This is a genomic window from Allobosea sp., assembly GCF_036675845.1.
GTDB lineage: Bacteria > Pseudomonadota > Alphaproteobacteria > Rhizobiales > Beijerinckiaceae > Allobosea.
In genome coordinates this window covers 1-12,777 of record NZ_JAKFED010000081.1, presented here as the reverse complement: position 1 = coordinate 12,777, position 12,777 = coordinate 1, and the positions used below count along the sequence as shown (strand labels likewise).

The 12,777-nt window shown below is 69.3% G+C and carries 15 protein-coding genes; 8 read left to right on the top strand and 7 right to left on the bottom strand.

What is annotated here, in order from left to right; genetic code table 11:
• Together V6M56_RS09040 and V6M56_RS09035 are read left to right on the top strand one after the other, a co-directional pair.
• Window positions 1-834 (top strand): alpha-D-ribose 1-methylphosphonate 5-triphosphate diphosphatase (locus tag V6M56_RS09040; protein WP_332683021.1); only part of this gene is annotated, 834 nt, incomplete at its 5' end.
• Window positions 831-1,532 (top strand): DUF1045 domain-containing protein, encoded by a 702-nt coding sequence (locus V6M56_RS09035; protein ID WP_332683020.1) that lies wholly within the window; start codon window positions 831-833, stop codon window positions 1,530-1,532. The genes V6M56_RS09040 and V6M56_RS09035, both read left to right, overlap by 4 nt.
• A gap of 18 nt (window positions 1,533-1,550) precedes the next feature.
• Here the strand turns inward: V6M56_RS09035 and phnN are convergent, their stop codons facing one another.
• Window positions 1,551-2,150 (bottom strand): phosphonate metabolism protein/1,5-bisphosphokinase (PRPP-forming) PhnN, encoded by a 600-nt coding sequence (gene phnN / locus V6M56_RS09030; protein ID WP_332683018.1) that lies wholly within the window; start codon window positions 2,148-2,150, stop codon window positions 1,551-1,553.
• Between phnN and V6M56_RS09025 the strand changes: the two genes are divergently transcribed.
• Window positions 2,149-2,769: an LbetaH domain-containing protein gene (locus tag V6M56_RS09025; protein ID WP_332683016.1), complete on the top strand. Its 621-nt coding sequence runs from the start codon at window positions 2,149-2,151 to the stop codon at window positions 2,767-2,769. The genes phnN and V6M56_RS09025 overlap by 2 nt on opposite strands.
• Before the next feature lie 124 nt (window positions 2,770-2,893).
• On the opposite strand, the gene ppa is transcribed toward V6M56_RS09025, so the two are convergent.
• Window positions 2,894-3,430: an inorganic diphosphatase gene (ppa, locus tag V6M56_RS09020; RefSeq protein ID WP_332683024.1), complete on the bottom strand. Its 537-nt coding sequence runs from the start codon at window positions 3,428-3,430 to the stop codon at window positions 2,894-2,896.
• A 178-nt stretch (window positions 3,431-3,608) separates the two neighbouring features.
• Here ppa and V6M56_RS09015 point away from each other — a divergent pair, with 178 nt between their 5' ends.
• Window positions 3,609-4,331, top strand: a complete 723-nt coding sequence (locus tag V6M56_RS09015) for a fused DSP-PTPase phosphatase/NAD kinase-like protein (RefSeq protein ID WP_332683015.1) — start codon at window positions 3,609-3,611, stop codon at window positions 4,329-4,331.
• 19 nt (window positions 4,332-4,350) lie between these two features.
• Here the strand turns inward: V6M56_RS09015 and V6M56_RS09010 are convergent, their stop codons facing one another.
• From V6M56_RS09010 to V6M56_RS09000, 3 genes are all read right to left on the bottom strand, one after another.
• Window positions 4,351-5,697, bottom strand: coding sequence for a polysaccharide biosynthesis protein (locus V6M56_RS09010; RefSeq protein ID WP_332683013.1), 1,347 nt, complete (start codon window positions 5,695-5,697; stop codon window positions 4,351-4,353).
• Between the two features lie 453 nt (window positions 5,698-6,150).
• Window positions 6,151-6,636: a heme utilization cystosolic carrier protein HutX gene (gene hutX, locus V6M56_RS09005; protein ID WP_332683022.1), complete on the bottom strand. Its 486-nt coding sequence runs from the start codon at window positions 6,634-6,636 to the stop codon at window positions 6,151-6,153.
• Between the two features lie 83 nt (window positions 6,637-6,719).
• Entirely contained in the window at window positions 6,720-7,067 is a 348-nt protein-coding gene (locus V6M56_RS09000; protein ID WP_332683012.1) for an antibiotic biosynthesis monooxygenase family protein, read from the bottom strand.
• A gap of 237 nt (window positions 7,068-7,304) precedes the next feature.
• Here V6M56_RS09000 and V6M56_RS08995 point away from each other — a divergent pair, with 237 nt between their 5' ends.
• The 4 genes from V6M56_RS08995 (at window position 7,305) to serA (ending at window position 11,583) form a co-directional block, all read left to right on the top strand.
• Window positions 7,305-8,300 (top strand): heme/hemin ABC transporter substrate-binding protein, encoded by a 996-nt coding sequence (locus tag V6M56_RS08995; protein WP_332683011.1) that lies wholly within the window; start codon window positions 7,305-7,307, stop codon window positions 8,298-8,300.
• An 8-nt stretch (window positions 8,301-8,308) separates the two neighbouring features.
• Window positions 8,309-9,409, top strand: coding sequence for a FecCD family ABC transporter permease (locus V6M56_RS08990; RefSeq protein ID WP_332683009.1), 1,101 nt, complete (start codon window positions 8,309-8,311; stop codon window positions 9,407-9,409).
• Window positions 9,410-9,412: 3 nt separating this feature from the next.
• On the top strand, window positions 9,413-10,252 hold the full coding sequence (locus V6M56_RS08985) for a heme ABC transporter ATP-binding protein (protein WP_332683007.1): 840 nt from the start codon (window positions 9,413-9,415) through the stop codon (window positions 10,250-10,252).
• A gap of 74 nt (window positions 10,253-10,326) precedes the next feature.
• Window positions 10,327-11,583, top strand: coding sequence for a phosphoglycerate dehydrogenase (serA, locus tag V6M56_RS08980; RefSeq protein WP_332683005.1), 1,257 nt, complete (start codon window positions 10,327-10,329; stop codon window positions 11,581-11,583).
• A 96-nt stretch (window positions 11,584-11,679) separates the two neighbouring features.
• On the opposite strand, the gene V6M56_RS08975 is transcribed toward serA, so the two are convergent.
• A complete protein-coding gene (locus V6M56_RS08975; RefSeq protein ID WP_332683003.1) occupies window positions 11,680-12,006 on the bottom strand; it encodes a DMT family transporter in 327 nt (108 codons plus the stop codon).
• Window positions 12,003-12,677 (bottom strand): FMN-dependent NADH-azoreductase, encoded by a 675-nt coding sequence (locus V6M56_RS08970; protein WP_332683001.1) that lies wholly within the window; start codon window positions 12,675-12,677, stop codon window positions 12,003-12,005. The genes V6M56_RS08975 and V6M56_RS08970 overlap by 4 nt, the downstream gene beginning before the upstream one ends.
• Window positions 12,678-12,777 lie beyond the last annotated feature (100 nt).

The window sequence follows — 12,777 nt, the reverse complement described above, 5'->3', positions numbered from 1 at the left end:
ACGCCGTTCTCGGCCAAGGACTACCGCAAGGACATCTTCGCCGATGTGATGAACGCGCTGCGGCTCGGCAATGCCGAGAGCGTCTTCCGCATCGACCACCGCATCCATATGCGCTGCGAGCTGACCAGCCCGGACCTGCTGCGCGACATCGAGCCCTATCAGGACGACGCCCTGGTCCAGCTCGTCTCGCTGATGGACCACACGCCGGGCCAGCGGCAATGGCGCAATATCGAGCATTTGCGCACCTATGCGATCGGCAACGGCAAGACTGAAGCCGAGTTCGAGGAGGACGTCGCCGTCCGCCAGGCCGAGGGCGTCGCCAATGTCGGCAGCAACTGGAGCGCCGTGGTCGAGATGTTCCAGGCGCGCGGCATCCCGATTGCCACCCATGACGACACCACGGTCGACCATGTCGAGGCCGGCATCGCCTCGGGCGCGGTGATCTCCGAATTCCCGACCACGGTCGAGGCGGCGCAGGCAGCCAAGCAGCGCGGCCTTGCCACCATCGCCGGCGCGCCGAACGTCGTGCGCGGCGGCTCGCATTCCGGCGGCGTCTCGGTTTCGGAACTGGCCGAGAAGGGCCTGCTCGACGGGCTCTCCTCCGATTATGTCCCCGCCAGCCTGCTCCAGGCCGTGCTGAAGCTCAACGCCGCCCACGGCATTTCCCTGCCGCAAGCGATGGGGATGGTGACCTGGAAGGTCGCCGACATCCTCGGGCTGAAGGATCGCGGCCATCTCAAGCCGGGCCTGCGCGCCGATCTGGTGCGCTTCCGGGCGCTTGGTGCCACGCCGGTGCTCAATGCCGTCTGGTCGAAGGGCGAGCGCGCATTTTGACCGCAACCGCGCCGCGCTACGCCATCTACTTCGCCCCCTCCGCCGAGAGCGCCCTCTGGCGCTTCGGCAGCGCGACGCTGGGCTACGATGCCATCAGCGGCAAGGAGCAGGCTTTTTCCGTGCCGCCGGGCTGCGAGGCGCTGGACTGGGCCGCGCTCACCGCCGAGCCGCGCCGCTATGGCTTCCACGCGACGCTGAAGGCGCCGTTCGAGCTCTCCAACGGCCGTAGCGAGGGGGCCTTGCGCGCCTTCGCCCGCAATTATGTCGCCGGCCGCACCCCGCCGACGCTTGAGGGCCTCGCCGTCGACGCGCTCGGCCGCTTCGTCGCCCTGACGCCGTCGCAGCCCAGCGATGCCCTGCAGAACTTCGCCTTCGATCTCGTCCAGGCCTTCGAGCCGTTCCGGGCCGCCCTGTCGCCGGCCGATCTGGCGCGGCGGCTGCAAAGCCCGCTGACGCCGGCGCACCGGGCCTATCTCGAGGCCTTCGGCTACCCCTATGTCGGCGACGCCTTCCGCTTCCACATGACGCTGACCGGCTCCTTGCCGCAGGAACTCGTCTCCCCCGTCAGGGCAGCGCTGGCGGGAGCCCATGCGCAGGCGGTGCCGGCCGGTCCGCTGCGGCTCGACCGGATCGCGATCTTCAAGCAGGCGGACCGCACCAGCCGTTTCACCCTGCTCGACAGCCTGCCTTTCGGCTGAAGGCCGAGGCGCGGCGTGTCAGGCAGGATCAGCCAGCGCGCACAGCAGCCCCAGCAGTTCACCTGCCGCTTCGGCGATCGTCCGGTCGTTGACGATGCGGCGCAGTTCGGCGCGCTCGGTCGTCAGCGGCGCCTCGCGGGCGAGCCGTGCCGCGATCTCCGCCTCGCTCTCGCGCCCGCGCGCCGCCAGCCGCTTCGCCAGCACGGCAGCCGGCGCGGCGATCTCGACCACGACGACACGCCCGGCCAGCGCCTCCGCCTGCCCGATCGCGCCGCGCGAGACATTGGCGATCACCACCTGTCCGCCGGCGATGCCGGCGAGCTCGCGCGCCGGGATGCCGTAATGCAGGCCATCGGCGGCCCAGCTCAGGGCGAGTTCGCCCCGCGCTTGCGCTGCCGCGAACCCCGCCTCGTCGCAACTGTCATGATCTTCGGCGCCAGCCAGCGCCGGGCGAGTGATCAGGCGACGCGCGAAGCGGAAGCCTTCGTCACCGGCCAGCGCGCTGCGGGCCGCGTCCATCAGCGCGTCCTTGCCGGCTCCGGACGGGCCGACCACCAGCACCAGCGCACCGGTCGAGATGCGCGTCCCGATCATCGTTTCAGCAGAGGAATCCGTCATGGTGGCCAAGAAGCTCGGGCTTGAACCGGTGATCGACCCGACCGCCAGGGTGCGGCAGGCGGTTCTCGGCCGCTATACCGAGATCGGCGCCCGCACCGCCTTCGCCGAGTCGAGCCTCGGCGATTACTCCTATGTCGTGAACGACGCGGATGTCATTTACGCGACGATCGGCAAGTTCTGCTCGATTGCCGCCCATACCCGCATCAATCCCGGCAACCACCCGATGCAGCGGGCGAGCCAGTCGCATTTCAGTTACCGCTCCTCGGCCTATTTCGATGATGCCGAGGACGACGGCGACTTCTTCGCCTGGCGCCGATCGACCCCGGTCACCATCGGCCACGATGTCTGGATCGGCCATGGCGCGATCGTCCTGCCCGGCCGCAGCATCGGCACCGGCGCCGTCGTCGCCGGCGGCGCGATCGTCACCAAGGACGTGCCGGATTACACCATCGCCGCCGGCAACCCGGCCCGCATCATCCGCCGGCGCTTCCCCGAGGAGATCGCGGAGCGGCTGAAGGCGCTGGCCTGGTGGGACTGGGAGCACGCAAGCCTGCGGGCCGCACTCGAGGATTTCCGGGCGCTCGGCGTCGAGGCGTTCCTGGAGAGGTATGAGGGCTGATCGCAACTGCGCGTCATGCTCGGGCTTGACCCGAGCATCTCCTGCAAGAGACGAGCATCTCCTGCAATAGATTCTCGGGTCTGCGCTTCGCTCCGCCCGAGAATGACGGCAGGGGCGGCAGTCTTCAGCCCTTCGCCGCCTTCGCCCGCTCGATCGCCTCGACGATCAGCTCCCTGGCCTTGGCGGCGTCGCCCCAGCCGGTCAGCTTGACCCATTTGCCGGGCTCGAGATCCTTGTAGTGCTCGAAGAAGTGCTGGATCTGGTCGAGCGTGATCTTCGGCAGGTCGGTGTAATTGTGGACGTTCTCGTAGCGCTTGGTCAGCTTCGGCACCGGCACCGCGATGATCTTCTCGTCGCCGCCGCCCTCGTCCTCCATCATCATCACGCCGATCGGACGCACCGCGATATAGGAGCCCGGAACCAGCGGGCGGGTGTTGGCGACCAGCACGTCGCAGGGGTCGCCATCCTCGGAGAGCGTATGCGGGATGAAGCCGTAATTCCCGGGATAGCGCATCGGCGTATAGAGGAAACGATCGACGAAGAGCGTGCCGGCTTCCTTGTCCATCTCGTATTTGATCGGTTCTCCGCCGATCGCGACCTCGATAACGACATTGACTTCGTCGGGGGGATTCTTGCCGATGGAGATGGCGTCGAGGCGCATGAACTTGACCTGTCTATGGACGAACTGGCGGGCCTTATGCAGGCTCGCGCCGCAAAGGCCAAGTCCGACCTTCCGCCCGTCCTTCCGCCCGTCCTTCATCGGCCCGCATGGCCTGCCCGGATTTGCGCACGGTCTCCGGCGCTGCTATCGGGCCAGCCATGGACGAGAGCTTGACCAGATGCTGAACCGCTTGCGGCGGGACGAGGACCGCTATGCCAGGCGCATGGCGCGGATCGCGCGCTGGGACCGGCCGCTCGGCGGCCGGCTCGACCGGGCGCGCGCCTGGGCCAACATGCTGCTGGCCGACCATGGCATCTTCCGGCTCGCCTATCTCAACGCCCATCGCGTCACGCCGAAGCTCTGGCGGGCGGCGCAGCCGGCGCCCGGCGACATCGCCTGGTTCGCCCGCCAGGGCGTGCGCACCATCGTCAACCTGCGCGGCGGCCGCGAGCACGGCTCCTGGCAGCTCCAGCGCGAGGCCTGCGAGCGCCATGGCGTCGCGCTGGTCGATTTCGTGCTGCGCTCGCGCGGCGCGCCCGACCGCGACACCATCCTGTCGGCGCCGCGGTTCTTTCAGGGTCTCGCCCTGCCGGCGCTGGTACACTGCAAGTCGGGCGCCGACCGCGCCGGCTTCTTCGCCGCGCTCTATCTGCTGGTCCACGAAAAGCGCCCGCTGAAGGAGGCGCAGGCCGAGCTCTCCTTCCGCTACGGCCATTTCCGCTTCGCCAAGACCGGCATCCTCGACGCCTTCTTCGAGGCCTATGGCCGCGAGGGCGAGAGCCGGGGCATCGCCTTTCTCGACTGGGTCGCGCATCATTACGATCCCGAGCGGCTGGAGCGCGAGTTCAAGCCGGGCTTCCTGTCCTCGCTGCTTGCCGACCGCCTGATCCGGCGCGAATAGGCGCACCGGCCCCCGCCGCTCAGACCCGCGATGCCTGCGGCAGCGTCCCGGCCGCCCCCCGCCCGCCAAAGCCGGTCCAGGTCAGGCAGGCATGGGCCGTCATGCGCAGCAGCGACACCCCCCCGACGGCGCAGAGCATCGGCAGCGACAGCCTGCCGAACCAGACGATGATGGCGATCATCGCGACCGCGGCGACGGCATTGGTGACCATCGGATGCTGCGGGTCGCGCGACAGCGTGCCGATCTCGTTCAGCGGCGAGACCAGGGCGATGCCGGCATAGAACAGCGTCAGGATCGCCAGCACGGTGCCGATGCCGTGCCATTGCGTCTCCTCGAGCCAGGGATCGAGGAGCAGCGCGAAGCCGGCCACGCCGGCGAACAGCCCGAAGGCGACGACCACGAGCCCGGCGGTCAGGATGCGGGCCCAGCGGCGACGCACCGGCCCCTGCCGGCTGCGCAGGCTGCTCATCACCAGCGGCAGCGTCACGGAGCCGAACATCTGCGTCGGCACGTCGAGCAGGCGCATGGCGAGCGCGACATGCGCGGCGAAGACGGGATCCGAGGTGAAGGGCAGCGCAAACAGCGGCGCCACCGAGAACCCGAAGGAGAGCAGGGCGGAGGGCAGCAGAAAGCGCGGCGCCGCGCTCCATTGCCGGGCCGAGCGCCGCAGCTCCCGCAGCGACCAGTCGGCGCGCAAGGCGAGCTGCTGGAAGGCGAAGCGGCGACGCCAGCCGAGATAGGAGGCGGAGACGGCATGGCCGAGCGCATCGGCGGCGAACAAGGCCAGCGATGAGGCGCCGAAAGGCAGGATCAGCGCCAGCATCGCACTTGGCTGAATCACCGCCTGGACCAGGCCGGCATTGCCGATCGCCCGGAAGTCGCCCTCGGCCGTGGCTTCCGCCGTCGCCAGCCGGATCGCCGCCCGGCCGGCGAGCGACAGCACGAAGAGGGCGGCATAGCCCGCCAGGACGAGGCCGAGGCTGGAGGAAACGAAAGCCGCCAGCGCGACCAGCCCCAGGAAGCCGCAGCCCGCCACGAGCGAGAGCCGGAAGGCGCGCGCCAGCCGGTCCGGGTCGCTGTTCTGGAAGAACACCGCCTCGAAGCGCAGCAGCGCCGCAATCGACAGGAAATTGGCGAGCGCCGAATAGATCGCGAAATCGGCGAAGATCTGGGGCGGGCACAGCAGGGCCGCGATCAAAAGGCCCCAGACCGAGAGGAAACGCGCCTGGATGTAGCGCAGCGCCAGCAGCAGCCCGGCCGCGCCGCCGCCGCCGGGACGCAGCGAGCGCAGCGCGTTCTGGGCCAGCTCCGGGCGCACGGCCGAAAGCGGCGCCAGAGCTCGCTCGAAGGTTACATGCGCAGCCATGCCCACGGCCTCGGTCGGGATATTCAGGGGGTGCTTCCCCGCCGCTTTCCCGGTCTTGGCGGCGGCCTTGCGAAAACGGTACGAAACCCGGCGCGCCGATCTCCGCATTCCGCGCCGCAACATCGACAGTGCGCTCACGTGGTTAACAGATCCTTGACGAAGCCCGCGCGACCCCCGGCTGCGGCACCCCGTTTCGGGGCGTGGCATGGCGACAAGATGGCGGAATCTCTCCCTGCGTCGCCTTCCTGACCATGCGGAATGCGCCGATTCCGCCGGCTCGAAGGGCCGCCCGCATCAGGGATTCAAGCGGTCGGACGCGCCATCTTGGCGCCATAAAGAACCTGCTTGGCGCCATAAAGAAACCGCCTCCGGCCGAATCGGCGGAGGCAGGCCGGTGTCCTTGGGAACCGCAGCGCAAGGGCTCCGGGTCACGTCTGCGCGAGCGGGAGCCCTTCAGGCGAAGTCGCGCTGCAGGGCCTCGAAGCGGGCGACCTGGTCGGCGAGCAGCTCGCGCTTTTCGTCGCGCCGGACGAAGACCTTGAACATCGCCTCGCCGGCGCCGTTGAAGAACTGCACCGAGCAGGAGCGGCGGCCATGGAACTGCCGGTCGACCAGGGCGATCCTCTGGCAGTTGCCGGCCTTGATATGCCCGCCGATCGGGCTGTCGCCATGGATGTTGTAATAGCCATGGCCGAAGGAGCCGACCGGCAGCGCGCCCTCGCATTCGAGCACGATGTCCTGCGTGTGCACGATGAACAGCACCGTGCCCCAGGTCGAAAGCTCCTGCCAGAGCGCCTCGAAGCGCTCAGGCAGGATGAAGCGGCGCTGGTTCTCCGGCGTCGCCTCGAGCACGGCGAGCGTCGACACGCCGACCTCGCGGGCGATGGCCTCGATGACGCCGTCCGGCTTGGCGGCCAGCGCCTGCCTGACAAGCTCCATGGGCTCCGTGACCGGCGGTTCCTGGCCTGCCGGGGCAAGCGCCTGCGAGGTCGGCATGTCGTCTCTCCTCAGTTCGTCCCGCCTCACTCTGCCGCCTGGCGCGGCAAATGCGGGTTGCTCTCGCTCAGCACCGTCTCGAAGCCTTCGAACTCCGGATGGCCGAGGAAGATCGGCGTCGCGCGCGGCTGGCCGGCGCTGCGATGCGATTCACGGAACTGCTCGGACTTCGTCCAGGTGGTGAAGTCCTCCTTCGAGGCCCAGGTCGTGTGCGAGGAATAGAGGGTGTGGTCGTCCTTCTCCGGCCCCTTGAGCAGATGGAAGGCGATGAAGCCCTTCATCTCGTCGAGCCGCGTCTTGCGCGAGGACCAGACCGCCTCGAACGCGGCCTCCTCCCCCTTGACGACCTTGAAGCGGTTCATGGCGATGAACATGGGTTTTCCTCAATAGGCTGACGGCGAAAGACGGGCGGCGTGCCGGCCGGCGCCGGAGCGCTGCAGGCCGACCGACCGCACTTGACCCCTCTTAGTAAAACTGAATATCACCGTCAACAACGGCTCAGTAATCATAGTTTTTAATGATTACAAACAGAGCCTATACTTTATAATGACTGTAAGCAGCCGATATCTCGCCGGATGGTGCCGGCATCGCGACCCCGACGAGACCGAGCCATGCAATACACGCCATCGCCCGCGACCGCCCCGCTTGCCGGCATCAAGGCCAAGCGCCTCGGCCGGGAATTCGCCGCCGCCATCGGGCTGACGCTTTTCGCCGCTTCCGGCCTCGTCGGAGCCGATGCCTGGCCGGCCCGGATGGCGCAGACCGCCTTCGGCTTCGTCGCCAGCGCCCAGGCGCAATCCGCGCAGCGCATCGTCGCCGTCGGCGGCGTCGTCACCGAGGTGCTCTACGCGCTCGGCCTGCAGGAACGCATCGTCGGCGTCGACACCACCAGCCAGTGGCCGCCGGAAGCGCTGAAGGAAAAGAAGAGCGTCGGCTATGTCCGGGCCCTCTCGGCCGAGGGCGTGCTCTCGCTGAAGCCGACGCTCGTCATCGCGGTCGAAGGCGCCGGCCCGCCCGACGCGCTGGCGCTCGTCCGCGAGGCTGGCCTGCCGATGGCGGCGGTTCCCGAGGCGCTGACGCCCGAAGCCGTCGTCTCGAAGATCGAGATCATCGGCAAGGCGGCCGGTGCCGCCGAGCCGGCAAAGCAGCTCGCGGCCGGCGTCAAGGCCCGCTTCGAGGAGCTCGACAAGCTGCGCGCCGGCCTGCCGAAGCCGCGCCGCGTGCTCTTCGTCCTCTCGCTGCAGAACGGCCGCACCATGGTCGGCGGCCGCAACAGCACGGCCGACGCCATCATCGCGCTCGCCGGGGGCGTCAACGCCGCCGAGGCGGTCGAAGGCTACAAGCCGATGACCGACGAGGCGATCATCACCGCTGCCCCGGACTATGTGCTGATGATGCGCCACAGCGCCGCCCCGAACGCCACGCCGGAGGAGCTCTTCGCCATGCCGGCCTTCTCGCAGACACCGGCAGCCAAGGCCAAGAGCCTGATCCGCATGGACGGCCTCTATCTGCTCGGCTTCGGGCCGCGCACGCCCAACGCCGCTCGCGACCTGATGGCCGCGCTCTATCCGGAAGCCCGGATCGCGCAGCTTCCCGCCGCCCAATGACGCTCGCGATGAAGCAGGCCGCAGCGCCCGGCGCGGCCGCGCTCGCGCAGCTCGCCGCGAACCGGCGGCAGAGGAACCTCGTCGTCGTCGCCGGCCTGGCCGGCTTCTGCCTCCTGCTGATGCTGCTTTCGCTGGGTGCCGGCGCCTTCGCGATCGCCCCCGGCCGCGTCGCCGATATCCTGCTGGCGCGCATCGGTTTCGGCCCCGCCGATCTGCTCGACAGCCGCGAGGCGCTGGTCGTGCTCAACATCCGCATGCCGCGCCTGCTGCTCGGCGCGCTGGTCGGCGCCGCGCTCGCCATCTCGGGTGCCCTGATGCAGGGCCTGTTCCGCAATCCGCTCGCCGATCCCGGGCTCGTCGGCGTCTCGGCCGGTGCCGGCCTCGCCGCCGCGGCGACCATCGTGCTCGGCGACCGCCTGCTGGCGGGCATGGACATGAAGCTGCCCTTCGCGGTCCTGCCCTTCGGCGCCTTCTTCGGCGGGCTCGTCTCGACGCTGGCGCTCTATTTGATCGCGACGCGCGAGGGCCGCACCTCGGTCGCGACCATGCTGCTGGCCGGCGTCGCGCTCGGCGCGCTCGCCGGCTCGCTCACCGGGCTGCTCGCCTTCATCTCGGACGACCGGCAATTGCGCGACCTGACCTTCTGGTCGATGGGCAGCCTGGGCGGCGCGAGCTGGAGCAAGCTCTCGGTGGTCGCGCCGATCGTGCTGCCGCTGCTCATCGCCGTGCCGCTGCTGGCGCGCGGGCTCAATGCGCTGATGCTGGGCGAGGCCGAGGCCTATCACCTCGGCATCGCCGTGCAGCGCATCAAGGCGCTGGCGGTGCTGCTGGTCGCGCTCGCGGTCGGCGCCAGCGTCGCCGCGGCCGGCGTCATCGGCTTCGTCGGCATCGTCGTGCCGCATCTGATCCGCCTGCTGATCGGCCCCGACCACCGCCTGCTGCTGCCGCTCTCGGCGATCGGCGGCGCCACGCTCCTCGTCGGCGCCGACATCGTCGCCCGCCTGATCGTCGTGCCGGCCGAGCTGCCGATCGGCATCGTCACCGCCTTCATCGGGGCGCCCTTCTTCCTCTGGCTGCTGCTGCGCCGCGGCCGGATCGCCGAAAGCTGAACCATGGCCGCGATCCTCGAAGCGCAGGACCTGCATTACCGCGTCCGCGGCACGGCCCTGGTGCGCGAGGCCTCGCTGCAGCTCGAAGCCGGCACGACCTCGATCGTCGTCGGCCCCAACGGGGCCGGCAAGTCCACCCTGCTCAAGCTCCTGACCGGCGAACTCTCGCCGGCACAGGGCGAGGTCCGGCTCGACGGCACGCCGCTCGCCGGCTCGCCGGCCTGGAGGCTCGCCTGTCAGCGCGCGGTGATGGCGCAGAACCAGCGCCTCGCCTTCCCCTTCAGCGTCTACGAGGTCGCGAGGCTCGGCCTCGAAGGCGTCGGCCGGGCCCAGCCGCGCGCCCGGAGCGACGCGATGATCGCCCAGGCGCTCGAGACGGCCGGGGTGCTCGGCCTCGCCGGGCGCCAGTACCAGACCCTGTCCGGCGGCGAGCAGCAGCGCGTCCAGTTCGCCCGGGCGCTCTGCCAGCTCGAGGCCGGCCGCACGGTGGCTGAGCGCCAGGTGCTCTTCCTCGACGAGCCGATCGCCAGCCTCGACCTTTGCCACCAGCTCGCACTTCTCGATGCCGCCCGCGCCATAGCGACGCAAGGGGCGGCGGTGCTGATTGTGCTGCACGACCTCAACCTCGCCGTGACCTATGCCGACCGGCTGCTGGTGATGCATGAGGGGCTGATCGTCGCGCAGGGCGCCCCGGCCGCGATCCTCGACGACGCCCTGCTGCGCGGCGTCTTCAGGGTCGATCTCGTCTTCAGCCGGCTGCCACCGACCGGTTTGCCCTTCCTCCTGCCGCAGCAGCATCTGCGGGCGGGCTCCGGGCCGGCACTGCGCGCCGCGAGCGCCTGATCCCCGCAAGAAAGCGTTGGTCAGCCGTCGCGGCGGGTCTATAGCCAAGCCCTCCCCCGCTTTGCGACCGTGCCATGACCGAACAGATCGACCGCCTTTCCTTCCCGAAGGACCGTATCCGCGTCCTGCTGCTGGAAGGCATCAACGATTCCGCCGCCGCGATCCTGCAGAACGCGGGCTACACCAATCTGACGCGGCTGCCGAAGGCGCTCGACGAGGCCCAGCTCGTCGAGGCGATCGCCAAGACGCATATCCTCGGCATCCGCTCGCGCACCCAGCTCACCGGAACGGCGCTCGCCGCGGCCCAGCGCCTTTTCGCCGTCGGCTGCTTCTCGGTGGGAACCAACCAGGTCGACCTCGATGCCGCCCGCCTGCGCGGCATCACGGTGTTCAACGCACCCTTCTCGAATACCCGCAGCGTCGCCGAACTGACGATCGGCGAGATCGTGATGCTGCTGCGCCGGATCCCCGACCGCTCGCGCTCGGCGCATCAGGGCGGTTGGGACAAATCGGCCAACGGCGCCTTCGAGGTGCGCGGCAAGACGCTCGGCATCGTCGGCTACGGCAATATCGGCAGCCAGCTCTCGAACATCGCCGAGGCGATGGGCATGCGGGTGATCTATTACGATCACACCGACCGGCTGCGCCATGGCAATACCGAGCCTGTCGACAGCCTGAAGGGGCTGCTCGCCGCCAGCGACATCGTCTCGCTGCATGTCCCCGAGACGCAGGCCACCCATGGCATGATCGGCGCGGCCGAGATCGCAGCGATGCGGCAGGGTGCTTATCTCATCAACAATTCGCGCGGCACGGTCGTCGATCTCGAGGCGCTCGCGCAGGCGCTGAAGAACGGGCATCTCGCCGGTGCCGCGGTCGACGTCTTCCCGAAGGAGCCGGCCTCGAACGCCGAGCGCTTCGTCACGCCGCTGCAGGGCCTGCCCAACGTCATCCTGACCCCGCATGTCGGCGGCTCGACCGAGGAGGCGCAGGAGCGCATCGGCGCCGAGGTGGCGCGCAAGCTCGTCGACTATTCCGATGTCGGCTCGACGGTCGGCGCCGTCAACTTCCCGCAGGTCCAGCTTCCGGCACGGCCGGCCGGGACCCGCTTCATCCATGTCCAGCGCAATGTGCCGGGCATGCTGCGCCGCCTCAACGACGTCTTCGCCAGCCGCAATCTCAACATCGCGGCGCAGAACTACCAGACCGATGGCGAGATCGGCTATGTCGTGATGGAGGCCGATCCGGTCGGCGAGGTCGCCCGCGAGATCCTCGAGGAGATCCGTAGCCTCGACGGCACGATCCGGGCGAGGCTGCTCTACGAGCGGGGATAGATGGATCGTCATTCTCGGGCGGAGCGAAGCGCAGACCCGAGCATCTCCTGAAGGAGATGCTCGGGGCAAGCCCGGGCATGACGTGCCTTTGGCCGCTCACGCCGCCGTCTTCAGCCCGACGATGCCGGCGAGCACCAGCGCGATCCAGAACAGCCGGGCCGCCGTCGCCGGCTCGTGGAAGACCGCGATGCCGACGAGCACGGAACCGACCGCGCCGATCCCGGTCCAGACGGCATAGGCGGTGCCGAGCGGCAGCACCTCCAGCGCCTTGACCAGCAGCACGACGAAGACGACCAGCAAGGCGACCGAGATCAGCGCCCAGGGCAGGTCGCGGAAACCGTCGGCCTTCTTCATGGCAAACGCCCAGGCGACGTCGACGACGCCGGAGGCGATCAGGGCGATCCAGGCCCAGCCCGTCGTCATGATGCGCTCGCGGTGCTGGCAGCGGGGACGGTGGGCGTTGCCGCGAATTCCTCGGCAAGGACGGCGAGCCGGGCATGCGCCTTGTCGCGTGCCGCCGCCACCGCCGGCTCCGGCCCGACCGTCGGCCCCTGCCCCACCACCGTGATCTCGCCCAGCCCGATGAAGCGCAGCGCCGCTTCGAGATAGGGCGTCGCCAGGTCCGGCCGGCCCCAGCTCGGGCCGGTGCTGTAGTCGCCGGCGCTGGCGACGATCGCCAGCGTCGGGCGCGGCCGCAGCAGCGGCGAATAGCCCTTCTCCGGATCGAAGCGGAAGGCCAGCCCCGGCTGCGTCACCAGGTCGATCCAGTGCTTGAGCTTGTAGGGAATGCCGAAATTCCACATCGGCGTCGCGATCACGACGAGATCGGCGGCATCGAGCCGGGCGACCATCGCCTCGATCGTTTGCCAAGCCGCGGCTTCGCGCTCGCCATGCGGCCGGCCGGCCAGCCGGGCATATTTCGCTGCGAGCGCGGCCCCATCGAACTCCGGCAATTCTTCGCGCCAGAGATCGAGTTCGTCGACATCGAGCGCGGGCATGAGTTCGCGCAGGCGGGTCTGAAAGGCCTCCGCCGCCGCACGCGAGGCGGAATCGCCTTGGCGCGGGGAGGCCTGAACAAGCAGCAGTCTCGGCATGGCATGGCTCCGTTGCGGGGCGCACCGAAGGCGCACCGCAATCGAAATGCGTCGCGTCTATGCAAATTCAAATGCTTGCCTTGCGATCAGGATTCGCATC

Coding starts and splice junctions, on each gene's coding strand:
- phnN (WP_332683018.1), bottom strand. CDS start 2,150: ATGACGGATTCCTCTGCTGAAACGATGATCGGGACGCGCATCTCGACC.
- V6M56_RS09000 (WP_332683012.1), bottom strand. CDS start 7,067: ATGTTCATCGCCATGAACCGCTTCAAGGTCGTCAAGGGGGAGGAGGCC.
- V6M56_RS09010 (WP_332683013.1), bottom strand. CDS start 5,697: ATGGCTGCGCATGTAACCTTCGAGCGAGCTCTGGCGCCGCTTTCGGCC.
- V6M56_RS08995 (WP_332683011.1), top strand. CDS start 7,305: ATGCAATACACGCCATCGCCCGCGACCGCCCCGCTTGCCGGCATCAAG.
- V6M56_RS08990 (WP_332683009.1), top strand. CDS start 8,309: ATGAAGCAGGCCGCAGCGCCCGGCGCGGCCGCGCTCGCGCAGCTCGCC.
- V6M56_RS09015 (WP_332683015.1), top strand. CDS start 3,609: ATGCTGAACCGCTTGCGGCGGGACGAGGACCGCTATGCCAGGCGCATG.
- V6M56_RS08970 (WP_332683001.1), bottom strand. CDS start 12,677: ATGCCGAGACTGCTGCTTGTTCAGGCCTCCCCGCGCCAAGGCGATTCC.
- V6M56_RS08985 (WP_332683007.1), top strand. CDS start 9,413: ATGGCCGCGATCCTCGAAGCGCAGGACCTGCATTACCGCGTCCGCGGC.
- hutX (WP_332683022.1), bottom strand. CDS start 6,636: ATGGAGCTTGTCAGGCAGGCGCTGGCCGCCAAGCCGGACGGCGTCATC.
- ppa (WP_332683024.1), bottom strand. CDS start 3,430: ATGCGCCTCGACGCCATCTCCATCGGCAAGAATCCCCCCGACGAAGTC.
- V6M56_RS09025 (WP_332683016.1), top strand. CDS start 2,149: ATGGTGGCCAAGAAGCTCGGGCTTGAACCGGTGATCGACCCGACCGCC.
- serA (WP_332683005.1), top strand. CDS start 10,327: ATGACCGAACAGATCGACCGCCTTTCCTTCCCGAAGGACCGTATCCGC.
- V6M56_RS08975 (WP_332683003.1), bottom strand. CDS start 12,006: ATGACGACGGGCTGGGCCTGGATCGCCCTGATCGCCTCCGGCGTCGTC.